Origin of the sequence: Rhizobium sp. BK181 (genome assembly GCF_014193305.1) — a bacterium.
Classification (GTDB): domain Bacteria; phylum Pseudomonadota; class Alphaproteobacteria; order Rhizobiales; family Rhizobiaceae; genus Rhizobium.
On the sequence record NZ_JACHZA010000020.1, the window covers coordinates 48,976 to 66,028 of the forward strand.

General features: G+C 59.6%; 20 protein-coding genes. 6 read left to right on the forward strand and 14 right to left on the reverse strand.

Annotated features, from left to right (window positions below; genetic code table 11):
- Window positions 1–32: 32 nt before the first annotated feature.
- The 6 genes from FHT77_RS27015 to FHT77_RS27040 all read right to left on the reverse strand — a co-directional run bounded on the left by FHT77_RS27015 (window position 33) and on the right by FHT77_RS27040 (window position 4,801).
- Window positions 33–284: a hypothetical protein gene (locus FHT77_RS27015; protein WP_183758140.1), complete on the reverse strand. Its 252-nt coding sequence runs from the start codon at window positions 282–284 to the stop codon at window positions 33–35.
- A 104-nt stretch (window positions 285–388) separates the two neighbouring features.
- A complete protein-coding gene (locus FHT77_RS27020) occupies window positions 389–1,090 on the reverse strand; it encodes a TfuA-like protein (protein WP_183758142.1) in 702 nt (233 codons plus the stop codon).
- A complete protein-coding gene (locus FHT77_RS27025) occupies window positions 1,087–2,271 on the reverse strand; it encodes a YcaO-like family protein (RefSeq protein WP_183758211.1) in 1,185 nt (394 codons plus the stop codon). Before FHT77_RS27025 ends, FHT77_RS27020 begins: the two co-directional genes overlap by 4 nt.
- Before the next feature lie 9 nt (window positions 2,272–2,280).
- A complete protein-coding gene (locus FHT77_RS27030) occupies window positions 2,281–2,496 on the reverse strand; it encodes a hypothetical protein (protein ID WP_183758144.1) in 216 nt (71 codons plus the stop codon).
- Between the two features lie 28 nt (window positions 2,497–2,524).
- Window positions 2,525–4,354 (reverse strand): peptide antibiotic resistance protein, encoded by a 1,830-nt coding sequence (locus FHT77_RS27035; RefSeq protein ID WP_183758146.1) that lies wholly within the window; start codon window positions 4,352–4,354, stop codon window positions 2,525–2,527.
- A 3-nt stretch (window positions 4,355–4,357) separates the two neighbouring features.
- Entirely contained in the window at window positions 4,358–4,801 is a 444-nt protein-coding gene (locus FHT77_RS27040) for a helix-turn-helix domain-containing protein (RefSeq protein WP_183758148.1), read from the reverse strand.
- A gap of 363 nt (window positions 4,802–5,164) precedes the next feature.
- Here FHT77_RS27040 and FHT77_RS27045 point away from each other — a divergent pair, with 363 nt between their 5' ends.
- Window positions 5,165–5,362 (forward strand): hypothetical protein, encoded by a 198-nt coding sequence (locus tag FHT77_RS27045; RefSeq protein WP_183758150.1) that lies wholly within the window; start codon window positions 5,165–5,167, stop codon window positions 5,360–5,362.
- 33 nt (window positions 5,363–5,395) lie between these two features.
- On the opposite strand, the gene FHT77_RS27050 is transcribed toward FHT77_RS27045, so the two are convergent.
- From FHT77_RS27050 to FHT77_RS27065, 4 genes are all read right to left on the reverse strand, one after another.
- Entirely contained in the window at window positions 5,396–6,157 is a 762-nt protein-coding gene (locus FHT77_RS27050; protein WP_183758152.1) for a DUF4239 domain-containing protein, read from the reverse strand.
- A gap of 170 nt (window positions 6,158–6,327) precedes the next feature.
- Window positions 6,328–6,633, reverse strand: a complete 306-nt coding sequence (locus FHT77_RS27055) for a hypothetical protein (protein WP_183758154.1) — start codon at window positions 6,631–6,633, stop codon at window positions 6,328–6,330.
- A 153-nt stretch (window positions 6,634–6,786) separates the two neighbouring features.
- Window positions 6,787–7,974, reverse strand: a complete 1,188-nt coding sequence (gene uxuA / locus FHT77_RS27060) for a mannonate dehydratase (protein ID WP_183758155.1) — start codon at window positions 7,972–7,974, stop codon at window positions 6,787–6,789.
- 47 nt (window positions 7,975–8,021) lie between these two features.
- Window positions 8,022–8,744 (reverse strand): GntR family transcriptional regulator, encoded by a 723-nt coding sequence (locus FHT77_RS27065; protein ID WP_183758157.1) that lies wholly within the window; start codon window positions 8,742–8,744, stop codon window positions 8,022–8,024.
- Between the two features lie 208 nt (window positions 8,745–8,952).
- Between FHT77_RS27065 and FHT77_RS27070 the strand changes: the two genes are divergently transcribed.
- The 4 genes from FHT77_RS27070 to FHT77_RS27085 are packed head-to-tail and all read left to right on the forward strand — an operon-like array spanning window position 8,953 to window position 12,996.
- The gene (locus FHT77_RS27070) at window positions 8,953–10,128 is read left to right on the forward strand and encodes an extracellular solute-binding protein (protein WP_183758159.1); all 1,176 of its coding nucleotides are present in this window, start codon (window positions 8,953–8,955) and stop codon (window positions 10,126–10,128) included.
- A gap of 50 nt (window positions 10,129–10,178) precedes the next feature.
- Complete coding sequence (locus FHT77_RS27075; protein ID WP_183758213.1) at window positions 10,179–11,276, forward strand: ABC transporter ATP-binding protein; 1,098 nt, start codon at window positions 10,179–10,181, stop codon at window positions 11,274–11,276.
- Window positions 11,273–12,151 (forward strand): ABC transporter permease, encoded by an 879-nt coding sequence (locus FHT77_RS27080; protein WP_183758161.1) that lies wholly within the window; start codon window positions 11,273–11,275, stop codon window positions 12,149–12,151. The genes FHT77_RS27075 and FHT77_RS27080 overlap by 4 nt, the downstream gene beginning before the upstream one ends.
- 2 nt (window positions 12,152–12,153) lie before the next feature.
- Entirely contained in the window at window positions 12,154–12,996 is an 843-nt protein-coding gene (locus FHT77_RS27085) for an ABC transporter permease (RefSeq protein WP_183758163.1), read from the forward strand.
- Between the two features lie 56 nt (window positions 12,997–13,052).
- On the opposite strand, the gene FHT77_RS27090 is transcribed toward FHT77_RS27085, so the two are convergent.
- Entirely contained in the window at window positions 13,053–13,307 is a 255-nt protein-coding gene (locus tag FHT77_RS27090; RefSeq protein WP_183758165.1) for a YMGG-like glycine zipper-containing protein, read from the reverse strand.
- Window positions 13,308–13,491: 184 nt separating this feature from the next.
- Between FHT77_RS27090 and pepT the strand changes: the two genes are divergently transcribed.
- Window positions 13,492–14,766: a peptidase T gene (gene pepT / locus FHT77_RS27095; RefSeq protein ID WP_183758167.1), complete on the forward strand. Its 1,275-nt coding sequence runs from the start codon at window positions 13,492–13,494 to the stop codon at window positions 14,764–14,766.
- Between the two features lie 44 nt (window positions 14,767–14,810).
- On the opposite strand, the gene FHT77_RS27100 is transcribed toward pepT, so the two are convergent.
- The 3 genes from FHT77_RS27100 to FHT77_RS27110 form a co-directional block, all read right to left on the reverse strand.
- Complete coding sequence (locus FHT77_RS27100) at window positions 14,811–15,260, reverse strand: helix-turn-helix domain-containing protein (RefSeq protein ID WP_183758168.1); 450 nt, start codon at window positions 15,258–15,260, stop codon at window positions 14,811–14,813.
- A 225-nt stretch (window positions 15,261–15,485) separates the two neighbouring features.
- Window positions 15,486–15,767: a hypothetical protein gene (locus tag FHT77_RS27105; protein WP_183758170.1), complete on the reverse strand. Its 282-nt coding sequence runs from the start codon at window positions 15,765–15,767 to the stop codon at window positions 15,486–15,488.
- Between the two features lie 101 nt (window positions 15,768–15,868).
- Window positions 15,869–17,029 (reverse strand): fumarylacetoacetate hydrolase family protein, encoded by a 1,161-nt coding sequence (locus FHT77_RS27110; RefSeq protein ID WP_183758172.1) that lies wholly within the window; start codon window positions 17,027–17,029, stop codon window positions 15,869–15,871.
- Between the last annotated feature and the right edge of the window lie 24 nt (window positions 17,030–17,053).

Genomic DNA, 17,053 nt, shown 5'->3' on the forward strand with positions numbered 1-17,053 from the left:
CCGGCCTCTCCCCCAACGTCCCCTCATCGTTATCAGTTCAGGCAGATCGAGCCCTTGGTGGCTATCGCATCCGCCAATCCATCATGCGAACCGTCGCCGATCTCGCGCAGAACCTCATTCAATGCCATGCCAAGGCAATGCATTGCCCCGGAAAGATCGATATCCTCCGCAGCGCCCTTGGCGAAGGCGATCATCCGGGCCAGCGCGACGAGTTCGTCCAACTCGTCGGAGGACCGCTCATCGCTCCGCAAACCGATCGTCCGGCATTCTGATGTCGCACTCATCTCTGCTCTCCCTCGAACAGGATGGAGATTAGTCGCGGCACGCGCAAAAGGCCCGTGAAAAACCCGTGACACACGTTCTTGTTGCATTGTGCCGTAGCGAGTGACTATTCACCGTTCCATAACGGCAGCGTGTTGTTGAAAATCCATTGCGGTGCGTGTGGCGATGCCTCGAGATCCGCATCCTTGACCGCCCTTACAAGCGCGCCCGCATCAGCTGCTTTCTGATCGACCTCCCGTGAAATGAGGACAGGCAACAAGGCCCTTCTTTCCGCATTGGTCATGTTTGCATTCTCAAGAACCGTCTTCCATGTCCTTTTCTTGAAGAACGTCACTGACGCAGCGCGCTCGATTTCCAGACGGTGGGCCGGATCAAGTTCGCCGCAAACCTCGATGGCATCGAGTGTCGCCCTGACATTGACCATCGGGACGGTGAGTGGCCGGTAGCCGAGCTCGGATGGCCCGTGCAGCAGTGCTACGTCGGCGTCGTCAACGATTGCGCCGGACACATATTCTTCATAGATCCGGCCGATCCCAACCATGCCGAAGGTCCTGCACTCGGCTGCCCGAAGCGCTCCCATGCTTGCCGCTCCGAAGACATGAACCCGGTGCGAGAGGGCATAGAGGATTTCCTTGTGCAGCACCGGGGCGGTGTATTCGAACCCTCCATCGACAATACCGATGACCTGTGCCCCGCTGCGGACGGCCGCAAGCACGTCGCCCTGAACCGCCGGCGGGCGGAAAAGGATGTCGGTCGCCATGGGGTGTGCATTCGCAGGCAGGCTCGGCCCGACGAACACGACCCTCATGAGCAAATTGCCTTTGCAAGCGCACGCGGACCGTAAAGGTGTGCACGCGCCCCCTCGGGGTTCTCGAGCGCTGGCATGAAGACCTTGACCACATGGAAGGGAAGGGACGGCGGCGCGAGCGACAAGGCAATCGCCGGACCGACGTCATGAGAACGCAAGATATCGAGCACCACGCGGAGGTGGTCCGTGACGTTGCCCGGGCAAAAAGGGGCGAGGCTGTCGCGGCCAAGCGGAACGGCATCCAGGAGGCGCAAGGTCTCGGCGGGAGCCGGCGTGCGAAACAGCTCGGCCGGAATGTCGTCCCGGGCGCCGCTGATGTAGGTCATTCTGGACTGGACAGCCTCGGTAACGGCCCTGATCGCCGCCCTTGCCATAAAAAGGTGGGCGCCGCTGCCACCGGTGACTTCGACAAAGCGCGCGCCTTGACGGTGCGGTTCACGCGCACCCATGACTGCCGTGACGCAGGGAACCCCGATGTCGGTCGTCATATCGAACAGCCTGATATCAAGTCCCGCTGTTTCGATGGTCGCAAGCAGTCCGTCCAGAACGGGGTCTCCGATGCAGGCGGCATCGAGACAACTTGCAAGCCGATCCTCCTCGCTTCCAACCTGCCAAAGACAATAGGCGTCCCGTTCGATCCGCTCGAGTAGGCCATGCAGGATGGCTTCCTCAGGCGTATTGCCGGACGCGAGCCCGTCGGATGACATCCAGAAGCGATTGTGTCGCGTTCTGTCTAGCACCGCCGCATCGACCGGGACGTAGACCCCCCTGTCGGCCAACAGATCAGCGCCAAGCCCCCAGTCGACCTCCTCGTCTGGTTGGATTTCCTGCTGATGGCGACCAATCAGGGAGGGAAGGGAATCGAACGCCAGACCCTCGGCCTTCAATTTCCTCGCCGATGCACGGCGCACTGAAACAGACGGGGCGTTCGCCACAACCCGCTCCAGCGCCTCCATGATGGCCGACACCCTGGCGTCCTCGTCGGTCAGCCCCTTGCCCTGGCTGATGGCAATCGACCGACCGTTTGGAATGTAGGCGCACCACACGGGAAGGCCGATGAAGTCTAGTCCGGTGTGCCGCGCCACACGTGTGATGCCAAAGCCCGCCAGGAGCGGAACGGTGCGCAACAGCGTCTCGCTGGCCGCAACGGTACGGTCGGTGTAACGCGCACGATCAGACAGGACCAGAACTCAAGGCTCCACGTGACCGGAGAAGGCTGCCTTCGCCGAAGAAACCGCCACAGCGAAATCCACCTTCTTGACGACCTTGACGCCGCCCTTCCTCATTGCTGCTATTTTGCCCAGGTCGCCAGGGGCAGAATCCAGTGCTTTCACCGTCCCCGCTTCCAGATCCGCAATATAGAGCGTGTCGTCTCCTTCGACGCCGAACACAACTGCCTTTGTCATGACATTCCCTCTCCAGTTGATAAGCCCGTTAAAATCCCGCCTTCAAGAGACCCTCACGGTAGAGATCCTTCTGCCATTGCTCCTTGAACGGCACGACGGATAGCCACTTTTCGACGTCGAACACCGGATTGAGAGCCGCAGCACGCTGTCGGTAGACATGTGCCCGCCTGCGATCGCCCATCATTGCCAAGCTTGCAGCCGCGATGCGATGGGCCGGTGTCTTGTCCTTCATCGCTTCGACGTAGGCAACCGCATCCTCGTACTGCTCGAGAAAGTAGCTCGCCCCGGCGGCACACCAGAGGTAGCTGTCCGGCGCCAGCGGATTAAGCGCGATCGCCTTCTTGATCTTTTCCAGTGCGTCCCCCGGTCGGGAGGCATGGACCAGCGTATCGGCATGGCTGTAGATCACATCGGCGAAGTGGGGGCTCAAATTCTCTGCGTGGCTGAGCGCAGCGACGCTCTCATCGACGTCCCCGAGATAGAGCTTTGTCACGCCGAGCTCGCGAAACCCCCCGGCAGAAATCTCATCATACTCGATGGACTTGACTGCGTTCTGCTCGGCGAGGTTCAGAAGCTCCGAATTGCCCTGAGCAGTCACCAGCCACTCGCTGGTATAGCTTCGGGCCAGGCCCGTGAATGCCGGGGCGAAACCGTGGTTGTATTTCAACGCCTCCTTGAAGGCTGACCGGGCCCTTCGGATGTGGGGCAACGTCAATTTCCCAATGAGGCTCGCACCAACGAGGTAGGCATGATAGGCCTGCGGATTGGCTTCCAGGCTCAACCGGCCTTGCTCGTTCCTGGCAAGTTCATCAGCAACAGAGGATGCCAGGTGTTGTGCGATCAGACGCCGCTGGGTCGGCAACGTTGCCGCGTCCATCGGAAATCGCATCGCCCAGATAATTTCGTCGGTCGGGAAAAAGACGAGCTGGGCATAAAGTCCTTCACCTGAGTGTCGCGTGTCGAGGAGATAGGAGATCGAGTGGCGCGCGATGATGGCCGCCTTGTCGGAATCGCGACGGATCTGCTCTGCGGTGTGGGGAGCGACGATGGAAAGGTTGCGCAGTGCACATAACTCGATCGTCACATCCTCGACAAGCGCAGCGGCAAGCTGAAGCCCGCCAATGCCTCCCTGCGATGTCGGGGGAAGTAGCACCAACCGCGGCAGCCGGCCAAGCCCACGCTGGTCCGGCGGATCGCCGTAAGCCGTTGGGGAGCTGGCCTCAGCCATCGCTCGAAATGATGGCATTGCCGGCTGCTGACGGCTCGCTGCAATTCCGGGAAGTGATTGCAGGATTGCACGAACCGGCTCATCGGTCGGATTCTGTTCGAGGATCTGGACGGCTGCTCCAGATATAGTGCGCGAATCCTCAGTGCTGGTAGCAGAGCCGGCTGCCTCCAAGAGCACCTGGCGCATCTTGCTCAGATGGATTTCCTCTTGCCTTGCGATCCAGTTGTCGATGGCCTTGTTGACCGATCTCACGCTGCCGGCGAAATCACGCTGAAGTAGTTCGCTGACCGCCTTGAGTTTCTCCATCGGTGGCCGAAGCTCGTCGAATACCTGCAGGTCGGCGCTCAGCACTCCGGTTCGCAACCGGACAGCCGATTGCGTGATTTCGAGTGGTGCCCTATCGCTTTCATCGATCTGGCGTATGCGTGAAATCAGCTTCCTGAGGTTGAGACCCGCCTGATCCGGCTCCGCGTCAGACCAGAGAAAGGCGGCAATCTCCTGACGCGTCAGCGTATGATCGGTGCAGGTAAAAAGATAGGCTATCGTCAGCAATGCCTTTGCGGGATATGCCAAGGCATTGCCCGTACCATCGGTCATGCGCAATTCGCCGAAGGTCCGGAGATACAGCACGGACTATCCTCTCAGATTGTCCACTCGGTCCCAACTTTCGGGCTCGTCAGCGGCGGCCTGTGATGCGCCGAGGCTTCTTGCGAGTGCGAGCAGGGTGCGGCGGATATTCGGATCGTCGATCGCGATGAAGGCCCGCGTGAGGGCAAGGCCTTCCTTCGATGCGATGAAGCTTGCCACCTCGTCTGCATGCGGGCTGAGGTGCTGTCCCATGCCACGGTCATTGCCTTCCTCGAAAAAAAAGCCGATCGGAACTCCGAGGACTTCCGAGATCCGCTGCAGACGACTGGCGCCGATACGATTGACGCCCTTTTCGTATTTTTGGAGCTGCTGGAACGTGATGCCGAGTGATTCCGAAAGACTGACCTGGCTGAGGCCAAGAAGCTTTCGCCGCTGCCTGACCCGATCACCAACATAGGCGTCAATGGCGTTTGGAGTTTTGGCCTTCATGACAATCCCCGTTGCTCGTGTCAGACTAGCATTATATGAATTTTGCCGAAAAATACAACCGAGAGTAAATTTATTCAAGAACCGAAATGCTATTGCCACAATTTCTTGTAAAAGGCGTGAATGTCGCGTCCCTACTCTGCTTCAAAACGTGGGAACGACCAACAGAACGCGGCCAACCGACACCGATCGGTGGTGATATACAGTTCGCGACTCTATCTATGCTGGTGTCACGTCGATTTCACAAGCGCTTCCTTTTTTTCTGATTATGGTCATGGCTAGGGTAAGTTGAGGTCCGGGCGCCTTGCTCAACTCATTTCAGCGTAAAGCGCACATCGCGTGCGCCCGATTGGCGGGAGAAAGAGCATGCAACTACGAGCCATAGAGGTCAATCATGCGGACAGGCTTTCTGCCTGCCGGGAAAAACTGGAAGAGGCCGTCTACCAGATCATCAAGGGTGACAAGGTTTTGGATTTCACGCCGACCGAAATCGCCATGGCGATCGCCGACATTGCGGACGACTATATACTTGCAGCCTCGAGGAAGCGCGCCGCAACACACTGAGCGCGCCGCGCCTTGAACCGTTTCATAAACGGCTCAGTTGCGACCCATGCGTGACAGGGCAATTCGCAGAGACTCGTCCGATACCGATATTAGCCCTCCATAGGGGTGGGCCATGTCGTTGACGATGAAGATCGCTCCGCCCACGGATATCGCACAGACCACGACGATCGATATGACCGTTCCGTTGAAGGGCGATAGCAGGCCAAACGTGAAAAAGATCACGATCAGCCAGAACGTCAGCACGACGAGAAATGCGCCCGGCAGACCGTCCTCGCCTGTTTCAAGGACCAGCCAATGGGACTCTGCTATGGCGCCACTGATATCAAGCGCCCGGTTCTTGAGAAGGCGCTTGACCTCATCGTCAGGCGTCAATGCTCTCAATGCCCTCTGAACCGGTTCGATACCAGGGTCGTCCTCGGGTGAACTGGCGATCGCGGTCCGCTTTCCCCCTTCGAAACTGCGCTCAATGCGAGCCGAAACGAGGGCCGAGAGCTGCTTTCGAACCTCGACAAGCCCTGGACCATACTGCGCCAGGACGCGATCCAGGAGGACCAGCCTTGCAGCCGATTCCCTGAGTTCGGTTTCGGCGTCATCAAATGTCGTCTTCGCAGACGCGACCAGAAAGCCGAGCGCGAGGGCCGCGAGAGTTCCAACGATCGCAGTCGCAAGCTTGATGGCCTCCTTGGACTCCGTCGAAAGGTGATGGTTGGGAAGGCGACGGCTGATCAGCGCACCGACGAGTGCGCCCGACGCCAGAAGCAGGGCGATGATGCATCCGGTAGAGAGTGCTGTCATTGTGAAAGAATCCCGCCTCGCGCCTTCCTATCGAAGCGAAGCGGCGGGATCTCGTCAAGCGGTGTGCTGGCTAAGATCCTAAGGACTGCCCTCAAAAGACGAAAGACCCCGGAAAGTCAGCGCTTTCCGGGGCACGGGTCCTCTAATGCGAGTTGCCGTATTCCTGCGACTTACGGCTGCGTGGTGCCGCTCGTCGACGGATTTGCCGGTGCCGGTGCTGCAGGTTCACTGGATGGTGCAGCCGGGGCAGGCGCTACCGGCGGCTTCACCGGCTCGGTCTGGGTCGTTGAGGCCGTCGGATTCGGGTCAGTGCCAGGGCGATCAAACCATTCGGTGATCGCAAAGGCTGCGACGAGAATCACCGCGGCAGCCACAACCCATCCGAGCCATGAGGGGCCTTTTCGACGCACGGGCACGGTGCGCAGATCCGGATTGGGATCGGGGTTTCGAACGGGATCATTGGGGTCATACGTCATCGTTTTCTCCTCTCTGCAGGAAGAGAAATGGTTTGTGCGCAAGTTTGTTCCCGATAGTGGATCTCCCATCCCGGCCGAGCCTGGCCGGGATGGTCCGCCCGCTATCCCCAATGTTTGGTCCCAGGGATGCGCGCGAGCAGGTGGTGATATCTGTCAGTCCGGCCTTGCGTCCAAGGCATACAATATGCCGCGAAGCTCGGCGAGGCCGCGCATCCGTCCAATTGCCGGATAGCCAGGCGTGACATTTTTGTTCAGATCGTCGAGCATCCTGTGTCCGTGGTCTGAGCGGAAGACAATCGACTGGCTCGGACTGCGGCGCCGGTCTTCTGCAACAAGCTCCCTGAGGACCGCAACCATATCGACGTCGCCCTCCAGGTGCGCACTCTCGTGAAATGTCCTTCCGTCGCCTTCCCGCTTCGTCGCACGCAAATGCGCAAAGTGAATCCTCGATGCGAAGCGCCGGGCGATCGCCGGCAGGTCGTTGTCTGCACGCACACCAAGACTGCCAGTACAGTAGCACATGCCGTTGGCGGCTGATGGAACTGCGTCGAAGAGTGCCGCATAGTCCTGTTCCGTCGACGCGATGCGCGGCAGGCCGAAGAGTGAGCGGGGTGGATCATCGGGATGCAGCGTCAGCTTCACTCCCCGGGCTTCGGCGACCGGTGTTACCGCCTGCAGGAATTCGATGAGGTGTTGGCGCAACCGATCCGCATCAATCCCGGCATAGGCGGCGAGCTTGTCGCGGAACGCAGGGATGGTCAGCGGCTCTGTCGTGGAGCCAGGCAGCGCGGAGGTGATGATCCGCGTGATCTCCGCAACCTCGACTTCGTCCATGGATTTGAACACCTCAGCGGCGCGTGCCTTGTCGTCTTTAGAGTATTGCTTTTCGGCGCCTGCGCGCTTCAGCACGAAAAGATCGAAGGCAGCAAATTTCTCATGATCGAACCGCATGGCTGTCGCACCGGTTTCGATGACGTGATCAAGGTCCGTGCGCGTCCAGTCAACGACGGGCATGAAGTTGTAACAGACGATCGGGATGCCACAGGCTGCAACCGCTTCCAGGCTTGCGATCCACGCCTCGATCTCTGACTTGGCGCGGCCGCCGTTGCGCTTGACGGCGTCGGGAATGGGAATGCTTTCGACGACCGACCATGTCAGCGTCGATCGCCCGGGTGGGGTCGTCTCGATCATGCTCTGGCGCTCACGCACGCCAGCTTCGGTCCAGGCTTCGCCGATCGGGACCTGATGCAGCGATGATACGATGTTGGTTGCCCCGGTTTGACGAACCTCGTCGAGTGTCACCGGCGCCTCAGGCCCGAACCACCTCCATCCCTGGCGCATGTCTTCCTCCTCCTTTTCTTGTTCAGGTAGCAGCGCTGCTGATCATCTCAGCAGAAATAATCCGGATATCGGACGCGAAGCTCGGCGACATCGGGTATGACAGCGCTCAGGTGGTGCAACATGGCGGCTCGAGCCGCTGCGGCGTCGTGAGCGGCGATCGCGTCGCGAATGAGGCCATGTTCGTAGACGACGTTGTCCATGCGGCCGAGCACCGGCAATGTCAGGCGGCGTGCTCTGTCAATCTGGACCTTCACCGTCTTGAGGATCCCCCAGATGCCTGGATAGCCCGCAATGCCGGCGATTGCCTCATGAAAGGCCTCGTCCTCCTCGTGAAATGCCGATGTGTCGTTGAGGGCAGCAAGTGACCTCTGCCTCGAAATGACGGTGTCGAGCCGCGCGATATCTGCCGGTGTCGCCACTTCGGCTGCGCGTTCCACCGTTGTTCCTTCAAGCGATTTGCGCACCACCACGGCCTCGGGAATTGCAGCGACCGGAACCCGCGACACCACCGTGCCCGACTGCGGGTAGATATCCACGAGCCCTCCCTCGGACAGGCGCAGCAATGCTTCCCGGACCGGGGTGCGGCTGACGTTGAATTCCTCTGCGATCTTCTTTTCCTGCAACACCATTCCGGGAGGCATGCGCAGCGCGAGAATGTCGCTGTAAAGTCGCTCGAAGATTGCATCGGCGGTCGTTGCGCGACGCAGCTTCGCAGACCTCTCGGCTCCCGAACCTATGGCCGCCGGAATGGAAACAACTGCTGCCTGCATGAAACGTCCTGACGTTGACTTGCCCGCGAATACTAGTATATCAATTTGATGCGACTGCCAAGGCACACCGAGGAGGACCGGTGCTGCCCGCATTCACTCCAGGAGGTTTTGCGCATCTGAATAAGACGGCCCCGGTCCCACGCATTGAACGGCACGGGAAGCACCGCTTCGTGCCGCGGCGTCCGGTAACAAGAGGAGGAGAAACAGAATGAACATTACCCGCAGAACATTTGTTTGCACGGCAACAAGTGCCTTCGCAGCAACCATGTTGCCATTGAAGGCCTTCGCCCAGGCAAAAAAGCCGGCAGGCCCAGTCACCATCACCATCGCTGACGTCGCCGGCAATCTGGCGCTGACGCAAGGCATGTTCGAGGCCTATGCCGCCGAGAAGGCCGATTGGGTCTCCAGCTTCGCCTTCACCAAGGCGCCAGCCCCTGAGCTGCCTGGAAAGATCAAGGCTCAGCAGGCAGCAGGCAAGGTCGATATCGATCTCGTCCTGACGGGAACCGACGCGCTTTCTGCTGGTCTTGACCAGGGTCTGTGGATCGATCTCGCTGCGCACAAATCGGAGCTTCCGAACCTCGAACAGATCCTGCAGCCGCAGGCCTTCAAGATGCAGGGTCTTGCGAAGGACCAGGGCATCGTCATTACCTATTACCCCTCCGGCCCCCTGATCGAATACATGCCCGACAAGGTGCCGACGCCGCCGAAATCGGCACAGGAACTGCTTGACTGGGCAAAGGCGAACAAGAACCGCTTCATCTACGCCAGACCAGCAAATTCCGGTCCTGGCCGCACCTTTCTCATGGGACTGCCCTATCTTCTAGGCGATAAAGACCCGCGCGATCCCGCCAAGGGTTGGGCGAAAACGTGGGACTATCTGGCCGCGCTTGGCGAACACATCGAATATTATCCGACCGGAACCGGCCAGGTGATGAAGGAGCTGGGCGAGGGTACCCGCGACATCGTCGTTTCGACGACCGGCTGGGACATAAATCCACGCGCACTTGGCATCGTACCGGCCGAAGCCAAGGTCCAGAAGCTCGATGGCTTCCACTGGGTGACCGATGCCCATTACGCTGTCATTCCGAAGGGCGTGTCGGACGAGAAGGTCGGTGTTGTCATAGATGTCCTGAATTACATCCTGCAGCCCAAGCAGCAGGCGATTGCCTACGACGCCGGCTATTTCTATCCGGGCCCGGCGGTCAAGGACGTCACCCTGGAGATGGCGCCACAGGAAAGCCAGGACACGATCAAGGAATTCGGCCGGCCGGAATATGCCGACTGGATCGCCAACAATCCGCTGGAAGTTCCCCTCGAGCCGAAGCAGCTGGTGGAGGCCTTCCGCATCTGGGACGAGAAGATCGGCGCCAAGAAGGGCTGATCCCGGAAATGGCCGGCCCGGAGCGACGGGCCGGCAGCCTTATTCTTCAGATGGAGAGTGGTTTGACCTCGGTTACGAACACCGCACCGACGCGCAAGAACGCACGTCTTGAACTCGACGGGATGCGGCGAACATTCGGCGCGTTCAACGCCCTTAATGGCATCGAGCTTGCCATCGAACCAGGAGAGTTTGTTGCCCTGCTCGGCCCATCTGGTTGCGGAAAGTCGACCGCACTGAACTGCATCGCTGGTCTGTTGGCCCTCTCCGGAGGCGAAATCCGGCTTGGCGGGGCACGTATCGACCAGCTCGAGCCGGAGCGCCGCGGTTTTGGAATGGTGTTCCAGAGCTATGCCCTGTTTCCCCACATGAGCGTTTCGAAGAACGTCGGATTTGGCCTTGCGATGCAAGGCATCAAAGGCGCGGACGCCGACCGCCGCATCCGCGAAGCGCTGGCGCTGGTGCGCCTCGAAAGTCAGGCCGACAAGTTGCCCGGCCAGCTCTCGGGCGGCCAGCAGCAGCGCGTGGCGATCGCACGCGCCATTGTCATACGACCTCCGATCGTGTTGATGGACGAGCCACTCTCGAACCTCGATGCCAAATTGCGGCTCGAAATGCGCGCCGAGATACGGGGTATCCACGACCAGATCGGCTCCACCACCATCTATGTGACGCATGACCAGGATGAGGCCTTGTCGCTCGCCGACCGCATTGTCGTCATGAGCCAGGGCAACATTGAGCAGATCGGCACACCGCAGGATCTCTACCAACGCCCGGCCAACGTCGAGGTCGCGGATTTCATGGGCTTCCGGACGCGTGTGGCGGGCCGAGTTACGCGCGTTTCGGCCGAGCAGGCCGAGATCGAGGTCGCCGGCGCCCGGGTTGTCGGCACGCTGCGGTCGCCCCTGCGTGTCGGGGACGCGGCCATCTTGTCTGTCCGCCCCGAGGATCTAGTCGCGACAGGCGGCGATGGAATCGCCGCAACCGTCAGCAGCATGGAATATCGGGGTCGCGCCTTCTTCGGGATGGCACGGGCGGCCGATGGTAAGGAGCTCTATTTCCGGGCGGACGAACCGTTGCCTCGCGGCGCAGCCACCCGATTGCAGCCTGCCGTCGGACGAGCTCTGATTTTTGCCGGAGCAGGCAAATGAGCAGGCCGACGCTGCAAACACGGCTTGCCGCCCGCGGTCTCGATGGCACGACGCTGCTTCTGCTGCCTGGGCTGTTGTTCATGGTCGCGCTGTTCGTCTATCCGTTCTTCTATGGCCTTTTAGACTCCCTCATGCCGAAGGAAGGCGCCTGGTATGCGAACTACGCGAAGTTCTTCGGTGACCCGTTCCAGTACCAGACCATCGCCGCAACAATGCGGCTGGCGCTGCCGGTCACGGTCATCAACCTCGCCTTCGCTGTGCCGGTCGCTCTTCGCGTCCGTCTCATGCGCAGGCAGCGCCTGCTGACGACCATTCTCGTCCTGCCGATCACGCTGGGGACCGTTTTCGTTGCAGATGGCTTGTTGACATTTCTCGGGCCCCGGGGTTGGTTCAATCACTCGCTGCTGCTCCTCGGCATTCTCGACTCACCGGTAAAATTGACCAACAATTACTGGGGTGTTTTCGCCTCGCTTGTGATCACAGGTTTTCCATTTGCATTCCTGCTTACCCTGTCCTACGTGACCGGCATCGATCCCGCAATAGAGCAGGCCGCGGCCACGCTCGGCGCAACTCCGCGACAACGATTCTTCCGTGTCTTCCTGCCACTCCTGGTGCCCGGCCTCGCCGTAACTTTCTGCCTTGCCTTCGTGCAGGCCTTCGCGGTGTTTCCCTCTGCCGTGCTCCTCGGGGCGCCAGCCGGTCCCACGCGCGTAATCTCGATTGCAGCCTACCAGGCTGCCTTCGAACAGTATGATCATTCTCTGGGGTCGGCGATCGCCCTCATCATGGGCGGCGTCGAACTGGTGGTGGTGCTCGCGGTCCTGGCGACCCGTTCCCTGTTCTATCGCGGCCCGGCCGGCGGCACGAAAGGTTAGTCATGATCCGGGACCAAGGCATCACATCGAAAATCTGGCGCTTCGCCATCTGGGCACTTGCCGTCCTTTTCGTCCTCAACCTGCTTGCGGTGATTGCCGCTGTCGTCGTCAATTCGTTCGCGACGCGCTGGCTCGGCACATGGCTGCCGGCAGGCTGGACAACACGGTGGTACTTCAGTGCCTGGAAGGAATTCCAGCTCTCCAGTGTCGTTCTCGTCACCTTCGAGATCGTCTTCACGGTCGTGATCATCTCGGGAATTCTCGGCGTGACCACGGCCTATGCATTGGCTCGCCGCGACTTTTTCGGCAAGCGCCTCGTTGTGCTTTTGTTCCTGCTGCCGTTGCTGATCCCGCCCTTGACCTACGGCATCCCGCTGGCCACCGTCCTCTATCAGCTTGGCCTCGGTGGAACCTTCTGGGGCGTGGTGCTGATCAACATCGTACCCTCGCTCCCCTTCGTGGTCCTCGTCATGATCCCGTTCATAGAACAGATTGATCCGCGGATCGAAGCTGCGGCACGGGTCTTCGGCGCTGGGACGACGAGCCTCTTCCTGCGCATCCTGCTGCCACTCCTGCTGCCCGGAATGCTCGCCGCCTTGTTGCTGGTGCTGGTGCGCACCATTGCCATGTTTGAACTGACGTTCCTGATTGCCGGGCCAACGACACAGACCCTTGTCGTTTCGCTCTACTACGCCGTTTTCGCGTCAGGTGTCCGAGCCGGCCAATCGATCGATGCGATGGCTGTCGTCTACATGGTAACAACCCTGTTCTGGCTTGTACTGGCGTTGCAGTTCGTCAATCCGACGCAGATCGTGGCAAGAGCAAAACAACAGGGGACCCACTAGCGCGTCTATGGCGGGACCGCCTGGCATTACGACAAGACGGTCCTCGCATATGGGGTCTATCGGCAGCGTGCCTCGTAGGTTCTGCCGTACCGGTCACGATACACACAATAACCGCGACGTTCGGTCGAATGTCCGATTAGCGCACCGGCTAGGCCGCCAGCGACGGCGCCGACTGCGGCACCTCCCCAGCTGTTGCTGACCGCACCACCAATGACGGCACCGGTGCCCGCGCCGATCGCAGTTCCCTTTTCCGTGGCCGTGCATGAGGCCAACGCCCCCACCATGGCTGCAGCCAGGACAATTTTTCTCATTCCGCTCTCCTATCATTAAAATATTGCGACACAGCGCTATAACTAGGGATCATATCATAAGTTCCAAGGGACTTAGGTCCGACCCGAAACCGGGTTTGTCCCGTCCGCCTAGCGGTATTCGAGCCGCTATTCACCGGACCAATCAATGCTTATAACGCCATGGCCGACACAAAATGGATACCCCATGACCGATACCGTTCTTGATCGCTTTCTTCGCTACGTTGTCATCGACACCCAGTCTGATCCGGCTTCGCCAACCCAACCGTCGACCGCGAAGCAAATGAATCTGGGCCGCCTCCTGGTAGATGAACTCAACGCGATCGGCCTTGTTGATGCGCATCTCGACGATCATGGCTACGTCTACGCGACGATCCCCTCGAATACTGAAAAGACTGTTCCGGTCATCTGTTTCTGCTCGCATATGGATACCGCGCCGGACTTTACCGGTACCAATGTCAAACCGCGCATCTACGAGAACTACCAAGGGGGCGACATCGAGCTCGCAAACAGCTCAAAGGTCATTCGGGTTAGCGAAAATCCGGCGCTCCGGGATCAGATTGGCCACGACATTGTCACGACGGATGGCACGACACTGCTTGGAGCCGACGACAAGGCCGGGCTTGCCGAGATCGTGGCGGCCGCCCAGATCCTTGCAAATAATCCGGACATGAAGCATGGCACGATCAAGCTTCTGTTCACGCCGGATGAGGAGATTGGACGCGGTGTAGATCGGGTCGACCTTGCCAAGCTGGGCGCCGAGTTTGCCTACACGGTTGATGGCGAAACTGCCGGACACATCGAGGACGAGACATTCTCGGCCGATGCCGTGGAGATTGCGATATCGGGCGTCGCCATTCACCCGGGTTTTGCCAAGGGCAGGATGGAGAACGCCATCAAGATTGCCGGCGCGATCATCGATCGGTTGCCGAGCGACGCAGCGCCTGAAACAACGGAAGGGCGGGATGGCTTCATCCATCCGGTCGCCGTTACCGGATCAATGGAAAAGGCCGCAATCAGCCTGATTGTCCGGGACTTCGAAGAGTCCGGCCTTGCCGCAAAGGAGCGATTGCTCGAGGGGATCGTCAAAGAGGTGATGGCTGGTTACCCCGGCTCTTCGCACACCTTGGCCATCAAGGAGCAATATCGCAACATGAAGATGGTTCTCGATCGCTATCCCCAGATTGTCGAGAATGCGATGGAGGCCATCCGCCGCGCCGGTATGACGCCGGTACGGGGGAGTATTCGCGGCGGGACGGACGGCTCAAGGCTTTCCTTCATGGGATTGCCGTGCCCCAATATCTTTGCCGGCGGACATGCCTTCCACTCGCCGAAGGAATGGATCAGCAGGCAGGACATGGAAAAGGCAGTTGCAACGCTGGTCGAGCTTGCCAGGATCTGGGAAGAAAGGGCGGAAGTCGGTTCGCACGCGCTTTCGACATCAGCCGGGATTGATCGTTGATATCGGTATCGCTCGACTGCGCCCTGCCATTCACATTGCGATCATCAGGCAAACGTCTCGCCGGGTCTCGATTTATCAACCGGCCGATCGCGGCGCTCCTCTGCCTGGGCCATCGCCTTCACCAGGGCGACAATCTTCTCGCGAAGCTGCGTGTCGGTAATCTTCAAGAACGCCCGGTTGAGCGCCAGGCCATCCTTCGATGCCAGGAACTCCGCCACCGGGTCTGCCGTGCCGATCTCTGTCCCTGGAAGGTTCAGCGGCTGTGAGTCGTCCTGCTGGAAGAAGAAACTCGGTGATACGCTCAGGACGTCAGCAATCCTCTGGAGCCGGCTCGCTCCTATCCGGTTCAATCCCTTTTCGTATTTCTGCACCTGCTGGAAGGTAACGCCAATCTGCTCCGCCAGCCGTTCCTGGCTGAGACCCATGAGTTGCCTTCTCGTTCTTACACGGGAACCGACATAGCTATCGATGGCATTCGGTGTCTTTGCATTCATTGTAAATGTTCCATACCGAGGTAGTGTGGCGTTCATCGCCCGACTAAACGGCAACGCACTCACGTTATTTGTATGAGACGAACCACAAATTCAATCGCTAGTTCATACAACTTGAATAATATTGTCTTGCGACGATGTGACTTCAACCTGAACAGCTGCAACGTGCAGCCATTTCGGGTGATGGGCCGACCACTGGTTTACATCACGGTCGGAATAGGAGGATCCCTATCGATCATGAAACCGGATCGGTCGGATCTCGCGGTGAACGATCTTCAGCGATCTATCGGGCTGGATCATGTAGGTCTCTTCAACGCGCTGACCGTACATATCGATGAAATTATGCGGGAAGGTCGAGCCGGGAGGAGACTTGGTCAGTTTCGTGCGGGGCTGTCCACCGTATATCACGCTCCCGGGGATAGGAGCGAGACCGGGCGAGGAGAAGTCCTTCGCGCCCGTACATCCGGCGAGAAAAGACAGGCCAATCAGTATCACGGCGATCCTTTGCATCGGACAAGTGCTCCAACTCAACAAGCAATATAAGCCAATCCTCCGCCCCGGACAGGTACATGGTGGGGGCGGCGCTGGTCCTTTGTCCCGCTCGCGGCGCCCTAGAGAAGCTTGCGCTGCGCCAGATTTGCCATGAGCGCCGAAATGCCGAACGTCCATGGTGGGCATTCCGTCGACAGCCGTACCGTGTTCACCAGCGCGCCGAGCTTGCCTGAAGAGATTTCGACAACGTCGCCGATCTTGTGGGTGAAACCCTGGTTTGGCGTGTCGCGATCCTGCGTTGGCGCAAACAGTGTCCCGAGGAACAGCATGAAGCCATCCGGGTACTGATGATGAGCGCCAAAGGTCTGTCTCACGAGATCCGTTGGATCACGACTGATCCTGGACATCGAACTCTTGCCGGTGAGGATGAATCCGTCTGCTCCCGTGACAGTGAGGTCCAGCTCCGCTGCACGGACATCGTCAAGGCTAAAACTCTCGTCGAGAAGCCGGATGAAAGGACCAATCGAGCATGAGGCGTTGTTGTCCTTTGCCTTGCCGAGCAGGAGCGCGGAGCGGCCTTCGACGTCGCGCAGATTGACGTCGTTGCCAAGTGTCGCACCTTTGATCTCGCCGCGGCTGTTGACGGCCAGGACGACCTCCGGCTCGGGGTTGTTCCAGGTCGAGATGGGGTGCAAGCCAACATCGGCGCCCCATCCGACCGCCGATAGGACAGGCGACTTCGTGAAGACTTCGGCGTCAGGCCCGATCCCGACCTCGAGATACTGGGACCACATTCTTTCATCGATGAGGGCCTGCTTGACCTTGGCGGCTTCAGGCGATCCGGCCTTGAGGTTCTCAAGGCTGCCGCCGATGAGGGTCCTTACGCGTTCACGGATCGTCGCGGCACGGTCCGGGTGTCCGGCAGCCTTCTCTTCAATCACGCGCTCGATCATCGACTGCGCGAAGGTGACGCCACACGCCTTGATGGCCTGGAGGTCTGCAGGGGCAAGCAGATGGATTCGTGACGTGTCCTGGGCGCCAATGCCGGCGTCATCGACATCCTTCAACCGACAAAGGACTGGGCCGACTGCGGCACGAACGAAAGCTGCGGGATCAGGCATGTCCAGAAGCGCGCTGAGCGTCGGCGTTTCCCTTGACGTAATGTCGATCAGCTCACCGTCCCGGAGCAAAACCACGCATGGGCCCTTGACTGCAGGGTTCCAGACCCGACCCACGAACAGACCACCTGCGGCGACAGAATCCTGAAGAGTATATGGCATTGAGTGTTCCGTGACCGAGCGGTG